Annotated in this window: 11 protein-coding genes; 4 read left to right on the forward strand and 7 right to left on the reverse strand. The window is 43.9% G+C overall.

Features of this window, described 5'->3' with window-relative positions:
• Positions 1–133: 133 nt before the first annotated feature.
• Complete coding sequence (locus ACWQ4X_RS14340) at positions 134–1,063, forward strand: alpha/beta hydrolase (protein ID WP_457904108.1); 930 nt, start codon at positions 134–136, stop codon at positions 1,061–1,063.
• Positions 1,064–1,114: 51 nt separating this feature from the next.
• On the opposite strand, the gene ACWQ4X_RS14345 is transcribed toward ACWQ4X_RS14340, so the two are convergent.
• Positions 1,115–1,681 carry an FMN-dependent NADH-azoreductase gene (locus ACWQ4X_RS14345; protein ID WP_457904102.1) on the reverse strand — a complete coding sequence of 189 codons (567 nt, stop codon included), beginning with the start codon at positions 1,679–1,681 and terminating at the stop codon, positions 1,115–1,117.
• A gap of 235 nt (positions 1,682–1,916) precedes the next feature.
• On the opposite strand from ACWQ4X_RS14345, the gene ACWQ4X_RS14350 reads away from it, so the two are divergent.
• Positions 1,917–3,152 (forward strand): GGDEF domain-containing protein, encoded by a 1,236-nt coding sequence (locus tag ACWQ4X_RS14350; protein ID WP_457904103.1) that lies wholly within the window; start codon positions 1,917–1,919, stop codon positions 3,150–3,152.
• Here the strand turns inward: ACWQ4X_RS14350 and ACWQ4X_RS14355 are convergent.
• From ACWQ4X_RS14355 to ACWQ4X_RS14375, 5 genes are all read right to left on the reverse strand, one after another.
• Positions 3,115–3,795 (reverse strand): glutathione S-transferase family protein, encoded by a 681-nt coding sequence (locus tag ACWQ4X_RS14355; protein ID WP_374527535.1) that lies wholly within the window; start codon positions 3,793–3,795, stop codon positions 3,115–3,117. The two genes, ACWQ4X_RS14350 and ACWQ4X_RS14355, sit on opposite strands and share 38 nt — an antisense overlap.
• 2 nt (positions 3,796–3,797) lie before the next feature.
• Positions 3,798–5,606 carry a protein-disulfide reductase DsbD gene (gene dsbD, locus ACWQ4X_RS14360; RefSeq protein WP_457904109.1) on the reverse strand — a complete coding sequence of 603 codons (1,809 nt, stop codon included), beginning with the start codon at positions 5,604–5,606 and terminating at the stop codon, positions 3,798–3,800.
• A gap of 29 nt (positions 5,607–5,635) precedes the next feature.
• Complete coding sequence (locus ACWQ4X_RS14365; protein WP_457904104.1) at positions 5,636–6,406, reverse strand: transporter; 771 nt, start codon at positions 6,404–6,406, stop codon at positions 5,636–5,638.
• A gap of 14 nt (positions 6,407–6,420) precedes the next feature.
• Complete coding sequence (locus ACWQ4X_RS14370; RefSeq protein WP_457904105.1) at positions 6,421–6,963, reverse strand: ankyrin repeat domain-containing protein; 543 nt, start codon at positions 6,961–6,963, stop codon at positions 6,421–6,423.
• Between the two features lie 143 nt (positions 6,964–7,106).
• Positions 7,107–7,484 (reverse strand): HPF/RaiA family ribosome-associated protein, encoded by a 378-nt coding sequence (locus ACWQ4X_RS14375; protein ID WP_100241157.1) that lies wholly within the window; start codon positions 7,482–7,484, stop codon positions 7,107–7,109.
• 241 nt (positions 7,485–7,725) lie between these two features.
• On the opposite strand from ACWQ4X_RS14375, the gene puuE reads away from it, so the two are divergent.
• Together puuE and ACWQ4X_RS14385 are read left to right on the forward strand one after the other, a co-directional pair.
• Entirely contained in the window at positions 7,726–8,700 is a 975-nt protein-coding gene (puuE, locus tag ACWQ4X_RS14380) for an allantoinase PuuE (protein WP_457904106.1), read from the forward strand.
• 513 nt (positions 8,701–9,213) lie between these two features.
• Positions 9,214–9,933, forward strand: a complete 720-nt coding sequence (locus tag ACWQ4X_RS14385; protein ID WP_374527528.1) for an outer membrane protein OmpK — start codon at positions 9,214–9,216, stop codon at positions 9,931–9,933.
• A 74-nt stretch (positions 9,934–10,007) separates the two neighbouring features.
• On the opposite strand, the gene ACWQ4X_RS14390 is transcribed toward ACWQ4X_RS14385, so the two are convergent.
• Positions 10,008–10,508, reverse strand: coding sequence for a DUF1877 family protein (locus tag ACWQ4X_RS14390; protein ID WP_161932859.1), 501 nt, complete (start codon positions 10,506–10,508; stop codon positions 10,008–10,010).
• Positions 10,509–10,685 lie beyond the last annotated feature (177 nt).

Consider the following 10,685-nt stretch of genomic DNA (forward strand, 5'->3'; position numbering starts at 1 on the left):
TGATTTCCCTAGTCTGTCTGTAGACGCCTTTAAGTATTGTTAAGCCACAACAATTTTGCAATTCTTGAGTGTGACTGTTTAGTGTAACCTTGTAATTATTGTTGGTAAATACACCTTTAATAAGACTAAATTGATAACAAATGGAAGAACCATGAATACTTCAGCCCCGTGGAAACAATTCATTATAGAAAGTATTTTAAAAACTACCGTCCGCACGCCAAGCCAATACAGCCTACCACCCAAAACGTTAAGACTCGGCTTAGAACAGCTTTGTCGTGTCTTTCCAATGCAGCCCGATGTACAAGTACGTAGCTTACGTTTGGGGCAACTGAATGCCGAAGAACTGAAACCGCAAAAGCAATCGACCCAATTGATTTTTCATATTCATGGCGGCGTTTTTTTCCTGGGCTCACTCAAAACCCATCGGGCTTTTCTGAGCCAGATTGCCGCATGTACGCAAATGCAGGTGTTACATGTGGATTATCCGCTTTCGCCTGAACATCCCTTTCCCGAGGCAGTAGAGGCCTTATTTGCCGTGTATTTGAATTTGCTGGAACAAGGCATTCAAGCCAAAGATATTATCCTGTCGGGGGACTCTTGTGGGGCAAACCTCGCGGTAGCATTAGCCGTTAAAATACGTGAGGCACAACTGGAACAGGTCAGCGGCTTGATTTTATTGTCCCCGTTTTTAGATTTGACCCTGACCAGCGAATCGCTGCGTTTTAATCAAAAGCATGATGCCCTCTTGTCGATTGAAGCGCTAGAAACAGGCATTGACTACTATCTGCCCAAAGAGATTGATCGTGGTGATCCGCGGGTTTCTCCCGTATTTGAAGATTTAACGGGGCTACCTCCGACCCTGATTCAAGTCGGCTCTAAAGAAATTTTAATGGATGATGGCAAGCGCTTTCAGCAACAAGCTGAAGCTGCGGGTGTCGAGGTTGAATTTAAAATATATACGGGAATGTGGCACAACTTCCAAATGTTCAGTGCATGGTTTGAAGAAGCCCAACAAGCATTGGCCGATTTAGCCGCCTTTGCGCACCGCTTAGACCGCGATTAAGACCCATAAAAAAGGTCAGCAGCTGCTGACCTTTTTCGATCTCAAAGTCACTTAGATGAGTTTCACCTGAGCCAAAGCTGCTTCAATAGCTTTGCTTTTCATCTCTTCACCCATGTTCACGCCTTCAGCACGAACCACTTCCACTTGGTTAACACCCGTGAAGTTAAACACTGTTTTCAAGAAACCTTCTTGGAAATCTGCAGGGCTGTTGTCACCATACACACCGCCACGGCTGCTGGCGATATACACCTGTTTATCCCCTGCCAAACCGACCGGACCATTTTCAGTGTATTTAAAAGTTTTACCAGCCACACTGATGCGGTCAATCCAAGCTTTTAAAGTTGAAGCCAAACCAAAGTTATACATGGCAGCGCCTACCACAACCACATCAGCATCTAAATATTGCTGAATAATTTGTTCACCTAATGCAGTTTGTTCCGCATTTTGTCCCATTAAAATTTCTGTGGTTAAGTGCGGGATGGGCTGTGCTGCCAAATCTAAATACTGCACTTGAACATCGGCATGTTTGGTTTGTAACTGCTCCACAATCGCCTGACTTAACTGACGAGAAACGGAGGCTGAACCTAAAATGCTGGAATCGATATGTAAAACTTTCATAACCTCACCCGAATATTTGATCTTTTGGAATAGGCTCAGTTTAGGCCATCTATAAAAATAGAATAATGATCTAAGGTAATACACTATGTTCTGTTTTTAGAACAAATCAGACATTCCGAAAAAAGGTAAATGTAAAGCAATCGAAAGATTGTTTAAAATTTATGCTATTGTGAGCAAAAATAAATCTCGCTTTAAAACAACAAAGGAACTGTTGATGTCGAGGGCATAAGCATCCATGACCAAAAAAACATCTCTCCCAACCATGGCTTGGCTGCAACAGAAAATCAAGAAAATCCTGCTTGAAGATGGCGTCATCATGAATTGGAATACCCTGAATAAATGTATTCTGATGCTGATTTTAGGCTGCCTAACCCATCTGATCTGGATGCTGTGGAAGATTTTTGTCGTCTTAAACCCAGCGCTGTGGCACATGACCAATATTGAGTTGATCAAGCAGCAAATTCTCGGAAATTTCCTCTTTATCATGGTATTGGGCGGTCTGATTTATCCCTGTATTTACTGGCAGCATAAAGCTTGGGTCAAACGCTATATCCCTTACATTGCCGTATGGTGCTTTATTATCTCATTGTGCCGCGATGCCTATCTGATTGGTGTGCTGAGTCCTGCGACTTTAAGTGCCTATGTCAGCCTGTTAGCAGTGGGTTTGGTGTTGTTGCCACGTGCCATCGTATATAGCGCATTGATTCCTGCAACGCTGTATTTATTTAGCTGTGGTTATCTCAGTTTGCAGGGTGTATTGCCTTATGCACCTGTGTTCAATTTACCAACCTATGCCTATGCCAATTCGTTTTGGGTCGGTAGCATGCTGTATTTTATTGCACCTATCGTGGTTATTTGTCTGATCTTATTTGAAATTTTACTCAGTCAATGGCGCCATCGTGAGCAATTAATTCAACAGCTCAGTAAAATTGACCCACTCACCAACACGTATAATCGGCGCAGTTTGAATCAATATCTGGAACGAATTCATCGCAAGCAGCATCGCCACTATGCCTTGGTGCTGCTGGATCTGGATCATTTCAAGTTTATCAATGATCGGCATGGACATCATAAAGGTGATGAAGCGCTGATTCTGGTGGGACAACTGTTAAAACAACAGTTACGCAGCAGCGACATGGTGGGACGCTTTGGCGGAGAAGAATTCTTACTGGTGTTGTATCACAGCACACTGGAACAGGCACAGCACACCGCAGAACGCTGCCGCGCTGCGATTGAACAACTGGAACTCCGCGATGATGTGGACTGCCGCATTCCACTGAGCGCCAGTTTCGGCATTGCAACGGCGCAGTTACCCTTTACCCCGTTCCAATTACTGACTCAAGCGGATAAAGCCTTATATGCAGCCAAAGCTTCAGGACGCAATCAGGTTCAGGTGTTTCGTACAAGCAACGACGTGAAACCTGAACCAGAATTTAAGCTGGTTCAGTCTGATAGGCCTCTAGATAATTGACCCAGCGCCCTTCAAGCAAAGCTGCTTGCATCCATGCTTGTACCGCAGGATGTTGCAACATGCTTTGCATATATTGCTGGCTAGATGCACTGAGTAGTAAAGCATAGCTGTTGAAACGCATCACGACAGGCGCATAAAAGGCATCTGCAATACTAAATTCGCCACACAAAAAACCTGCTGGATCTGGACGTTCTGCCCAAATTTGTTCGATACGCGCAACATCCTGTCTTAACTCTGCATGTTCTGCCCAAAGTCGTTGCCCGACATCTGCCAGTTGTGCCCGAATATTCATGCCACACAGCGTTCTTAACGAGGTAAAACCACTGTGCATTTCTGCGCTGATACTTCTGGCACGGGCACGCTGAGCTTTATCTTTCGGCCAAAGTGCCTGTTCGGGATACTGTTCTGCCAAATATTCACAAATAGCCAAAGAATCCCAGATTTTCAGCTCCTGATCGCACAGAATCGGCACCTTGGCATTGTTAGAAATCGCCGCAAGTTGTTGCTGAAATACACCGATTGAGCGTTCACGATCAAAATAAATCACACGCTCCTGAAAGGGGATGTCAAAAGCTGTTAACACCAACCAAGGACGCATCGACCAGCTGGAATAGTTTTTATTGGCAATATAAAGTTCGAGCATGCTTAATGTCCTAAACCTTGTTGGAATTGTTGTAATTGCTGCAATAGCTCAGTTTCGCTAAAGGCACCCGTCAAGCGTAGCCCACGAATTTCCTGCTGCGCAGGGCTTAAAAACAAATAGGTCGGTGGCCCCAGAATATCCCATTGATTCAGCAATTGTTGATGACTGGCATCATAATGACTTAAATCCAGTTTAATCAGGGTATAGGGACTTAAGGACTGCTGTACCTGTGCCGACTTGAGAATACGATGCTCAATCGGTTGACAGGCCACACACCAGTCCGCATAGACATCAATCACAATGCCACGATCTTTTGGTGCCTGTGCCAAAATTTGCTGAAACTCTGCCGCAGTTTGCGCCACCTGCCACTGGGCCTGTTGTGAACTTTGCTCTACAAAGAAACGCTGGCTTTGCTGATATTGGCTGTAGATCACATAAGGTACCGCGACAATTAAAATCACCAGATACAACGGGCGTAACGGAGATTTTTGCCACAGCGCACGGTACAGCACATAGCAAATAAAACTCAGCCCCAAAAGCAAACTTAAGCCCTGCATCCAGCCTTCGGACAACAGTGGACGGATAAAATACAGCGCCAGTGCCAGCATTAAAAAGGCAAATAGCACTTTAATCTGGTTCATCCACAGGCCCGCCTTTGGCAAAGCTTTAGCCCCCAGAATACTGGCTAACAACAGCGGTAAGCCCATGCCAAAACCAAGGGTAAACAACAGCAAAGCGCCTTGCCACTGATTCTGGGTTTGAGAAATAAAGAGCAAAGCCCCTGCCAGCGGCGCGGTCATACATGGACCCACCAGCAAGGCAGAAATCATGCCCATGACTGCAGCCCCAAGCAGGCTGCCGCCTTTTTGCATCGACTGCCAATGATCTAAACGATGCACCACGGCATGTGGCAAACGTAGTTCAAACAGACCGAATAAATTGAAAGAAAACACCACAAATAACAGACTAAACGCAATCAGGGTCGATGGCTGCTGTAACCAGCGCTGGAAATTCAGACCCGCAGAAGAAGCCACCAAGCCCAACACAGCATAGACCATGGCCATACTGCACACGAACACCAAGGCAATCATCCAAGCCTTGACCCCACGCCGATCACGCACAATCAAAGAACTGAGAATCGGGATCATCGGTAGAGAACACGGGGTAAACGCCAACAAAATACCCAAGCCTAAGAACAACAATAAGCCGTAAATGGGTGAGCGCTGCGCCAACTGGGCCGACCAACGTTGATCCTGAGCAGTTGGCGATGCAGTAGGTGTAGTGCTTTGATCCAAGACCTCTGCATTTTCTACGGTGGCATGGTTGAGATTTGAATTTAAATCTAACAGTCGCTTGGGTGCAGTCGATTGATTTTGCAAAGCCACCAAACCATCGGCATCGGTTTTAAATTCAATGGTTTGTGGTGGATAACAAATACGGTCTTTGGCACAGCCTTGCCAAGTCACTTGATAGGTTTGCGAGGCCTGTGCAGGGACATTAAATTGTACTTGCTGATAATAGACCTGAGTTTGACCATAGTTATCATCAAACAGTGCTTGTGCCTTGGGCAAGGCTAACGGTAGGACCTGCTGCCCTTGTCGTACCTCAAACTTGTGCTGATACAAATAATAATGTTCGGGAATATCCCAATGTAACTGCACTTCTTGCGCAGAAACAGATTCGACTTGAACAGGAAAAGCCTCTTCGGCAGATAACAAAGCTGGCTGCGCGTGCAGCAAGGTTGAACAAAATGCCAAGAATGCAGCACATAGCCAGAGCACACTGCGCCCATACGATTTTGCAAGCAGCAGAGACTTTTCCATAAACAAGACTGACACCTTTAGAATAAGTACGAAACGCCTAAACCAGATTGATAGCTCTTATCGGCACCACTCAACATCACACCGACACTGGCATCGAACTGAGTCCGCTCATTCAAGGCATAAATTACACCCGAACCCAGTGAGTATTCATAGTCTTGGCTTTCCGCTTTACGATAGACCAATTCCGAAAAGCCTGACCATTTGTCGGAAAGCTTATAGCCAATGGTCGGGATTGCGGTCACTGCCCAATCGCCATCCTGAACTTCGTAACGCATGGTGATAGAGGTGTTAAGTAAATCACTTTGCTGATAAGACACGGCAGTTGCCAAGGCATAAATATCGTCTTCTGCGGTAAAGCCATCATTGCCTGTTGCCAGTACCGCTTCCAATAGCACCGCCATGGTCAAGTTGTCATCATTCAGGTCAATTGCACTTTTTAAACCGATGCTGACATCGCCTAAGCCATCTTCATCCACCGTTTTACCCGCTTGCTTGACCTGACTCCAAGAGGGTCCTTGCCAACCCAGTTGTAATTCCAAGTTGTGTGCAATCCCCGTACGCAATAAGGTGTCTGCATTCAAGGTTGTGGTTTTTTGCTGTACGCCATCGACAGTACTTTCTTGATAGCTGGCACTTGGCAAACCTTGTTCCCAAGCCAGTTGTCCGACTGGTGTAATCCCTGTGCCGATGCCGGAACCTGGACGCTCAAACGAAAAGTCTGCCGCAAAAACTGGACAAGCGGCACCAAGAGTCAGTGCCAATACGCCATATTGTTGTAATTTTTTCATGATTTGCCTCGGTATTAAGCCAATTCTTTGGTCATTTTTGCACCCTGACTGCGCAATAACTCTAACGTTTGACGTTCTTCAGGTAAAGCTTCTGCCCAGTTAATGGCATCGAAGTCGCAATCAAAAAATAAATCACTGATCGAAGATAAAATGGTGTGTCCATGTTCATCACGGGTATTTGGATCGACCTTGATGTCTAATAAACGCTGTACTGCGGGTACACAAGCCGAACTCGCCGCATCCCATAACGGACCATATAATTCTTCACTGTCCCATAAATAGAAATTGGCTTTGGCTTGAATTAAAGCTTCCATAATCTCGAGATGCACTGCCAGTTGCTGCTGTTTTTGTTCTTCAGTCAATGCTTGCCCTGCTTCATAAGCTTCGCAAACGTGTTCCCACCATTGAAATAATCCGTCTGACCACACTGAAACAGCAGGACCTTTCTCAGCATCAATAAAGTTGGGATCTAAACCTTCAGCTAAAAGACGTTGTACTTGCGGCAGGTCTAATTGTTCTATCGCCTGCACAAAGACTTGTTGTTGTGCTGTTAACATGGAACATACTCTTTCATCAGTTTCGGAATATTATGCCGAATTCTCGCTGTTTTGTTTTAGGTAAATGTATATCTAAAGTTTTTAATTCATATAAAAAAAGCCCCGCAGGGCTTTTTTCTATTTTTGGCTCAATTCAGTTGAGCTTAATCTTCATCATCAATCACATCTTTGTCTGCATCAGCATCCGCAAATTCTAATTGCCCACCTCGGGGATTTTCTCGTTTTTCAAACACATGCTCAAGACTACGTTTCAAACGATCAATGGCACCGTGCAAGGCAGTATCAACATTATGTCCTTTATGATTCACCACCACAGGCTTTAATCCTGCTGGGCGCGCTTCTATCATACATTTAATGTCATCATCGCCGCCTTTATCCCCATTTTCATCACTTAAATGGACTGAGAAATGGGTAATACGTTCACTATGACGTTGGAATTCTTGGTTCAGTTCTGCACGCACATAACTAATTAAACGATCATTATTTTGAATGTTTTTATCTGTACGGATTTCAATGTTCATAATCTAATCCTCTTTATCTATCTGAATCTTTTTTGTGCAAAACTTTTTTATCTTGGCACGCTTGTAGCTTGCTGTTTACACAGCATTCGAACATCTTTAATCAATTTTGGAACCAACCTCCTCATTGAAATGATGAACACTTTTGAGTCTGCAGAATCGTGTCCTTGTCCTTTGAATATCGGGCTTAACTCGAAAATATGCAAGTGCTATTTTAAAAAAATTATCAAAAGGATAACCAATCGTGACAACTCCTTACTTGCGTGGTCAAGAACTCATCAACTCGATACGATCAACCCCTTATTCCCGTGATTTAATTGGCTATCACGGGCAAGTTCCTCATGCTGCATGGCCCAATCAAGCACGCATTGCGGTGCAGTTTGTGTTGAATTATGAAGAAGGTGGAGAGAACCACATTGAACATGGCGATGCAGGTTCGGAACAATTTTTATCGGAAATTTTTGGCGCCGCCAGCTATCCAGAAAAACATATGTCGATGGATTCCATGTACGAATATGGTTCTCGCGCAGGGTTCTGGCGTATTCATGCAGAATTTCAACGTCGCCAACTGCCAATGACCATTTTTGGTGTCGGCATGGCCTTAGTGCGTAATCCGTATGTGGTCGAAGCCATTCAAGCGGCACAGTACGATGTCGTTTCGCATGGGCAACGCTGGCTACATTATCAAAATATCGATGCAGCAATAGAACGTCAGCATATGGATCAGGCCATGAGTGTACTCGATGCCTTGTTTGGTTATGCTCCAATTGGCTGGTATACAGGACGCGATAGCCCACGCACCCGTCAGCTGCTGGCAGAGTTCCCACAGATTCAATATGACTGCGATCATTATGGTGATGACCTTCCTTTTTGGACCACATTGACCAATCAGGTAGGCGACAGTCGTCCACATCTGATTATTCCGTATACCCTCGACAGCAATGACATGAAATACAGTGCAGCCAATGGGTTCAGCACCAGTGAAGATTTTTTCCAGTATTTAAAAGATGCGTTTGATGTGCTCTATGCCGAAGGTGAGCATGCACCGAAAATGCTTTCAATTGGTATGCACTGCCGACTGTTAGGTCGACCTGGACGATTTAAGGCCTTACAAAAGTTTTTGGATTATATTCAGTCGCATGAGCAGGTTTGGATTTGCCGACGTGGCGATATCGCGCAACATTGGTTAGAGCAACATCCACCCGCAGCATCCCATTAAATGGCGTTAAATGCACAGAGGCATCACTCACCGCCAAAAGAGAACTGCAAAGTTTGCGCTCTTTTGGCAATCTGCTACAGATCCCATGTTCAGACATTAATAAGTTAAATTGCTTAATCCTGAATTTCAGTAGGTCGCGTCTTTCTGCCAAAGGATGATGCAAAATGAACCATGCTTTAACCATCTCTTTCTATTTTTAAGGTCAGCTCGACAATCACCACAATTGACCAAATGGTTAAACACAAACTCACCAAATTAGTGCAAATATCTGTCTCATAAACCATTTATCTTGAATATTTTATCACCAATAGTTTTCAATCTATTTTATGTGATTTTAAAACCCTATTAAAACTATACCATTTGGTAAAATAATCAATATTATCAATCACATCTATTAACTCTATTTAAATTCATTTTCAATGGCTGATTTTTTAAATTATTGGTCAAATTTGGCTTTATTTTTGCTAAAGAATCTGTATCCTTTAAACGCTTTCTCGGGGGAGATATTTTTTGATGAAACTGACTCAAATTGCGGCGACATGTGCATTGGCTACTGTAGCGACTTTTACTCAAGCTGCGCCAATCTGGCAAGATTTTAGTATCACAGGTTTATATGGTGAAGATTACCAACTGATTGCACGTAAAGACGAGCAAAGCACGGTAACTTTTGAATATACAGCAAAGTTAAAATATGGTGATTTTTTCGCTTTTGCTGACCGTACCAACAACGATGTAAGTGGCAACGAAACTTATTTCGAAGCTTCACCGCGTTTGAGCCTTGGTGCAATCTCAGGTCAAAAACTTGAGTTAGGTCCAATTAAAGATGTATTGGTTGCAACCACTTGGGAAGGTGGTGAAGGTTTCAACAACTACCTCTATGGTGTAGGTGTAGATCTTGCCATTCCATATTTCCAATATGCTCAAGTCAACTTGTACAAAGCTGACAACGAAGCTCAAGATGATGACTACCAAATGACCTTGGTCTATGGCGTACCATTTAAACTCGGTTCAGAAGATTTCCTTGTGGATGGTTTCTTAGACTGGTCAACAGCTGAAGATGATCATGCGAGCGAAATGAACTGGACGACTCAGTGGAAATGGAATGTCGGTAAACACATTTCTCCAGATACGCGTTTATACCTCGGTACAGAATGGTCGGTTTGGCACAACAAATACGGCATTTCTGGTAAAGACGAAAATAACGTCAGCGCTTTGATTAAATACCATTTCTAATGGATTGAATCAGCCTGAGAAAAAGCAAGACATCGGTCTTGCTTTTTTTATGCATCCGTTTCGTAGCTTGTAGACTAAATCAATTGTTTCGGACGTAAATTTTCGGCAATCAAGCTCACCACAGCATAGTTTTGTTCCATGGCATGCCGATAAAAACTTTTTAATTGGGTCAATAATAAAATGAGCTCTGCCTCATCTAACTGCGCTGAGTGATCCCCCACTAACTGGGCAATTTCAGAGGTATGCCGATGCTGCTGACAATATTTTTCTAGATCTTCAACGCTAATCTGTTCAAGGGCTTGCGTCAATTCCATGACATGCACGGCTGGATTATAGCGCGCAACGGATTTTATTTTCGAGTGTTCCGAGATGGGATATTCTGCATAAATGAGGTCATGTAAATTCAAATGAGTCGAACGCTGCTGGCTGAACATTTGACCCAGCACAGGCCAGAGCCCCCCCAAATCAATTTGTTGCTGTTTATATGGGGCCTGTTCAATGTCCCCCATGCTCTCCGCATCGAGCATTAAATTCTCTAAATCATTCGGGGCAATGCTGAAAAGAAAAGCGTCCATGATGAGGTCCTTGTTATACTTATTGCCCTTAGCTTAGCTCGATTCGGCGACCAAAACACAGTACAAACTGTGTTAATTCAATTGCAGTTTGTAACCTACCCGCCCAAATTGAATCGCTTCCTTTTTAAACAAAAACCAGCCACCTGTATCGCTCATTTTTTCTTGATTTATACTGTT

This window comes from Acinetobacter sp. NigerLNRRAM0016 (assembly GCF_054112845.1).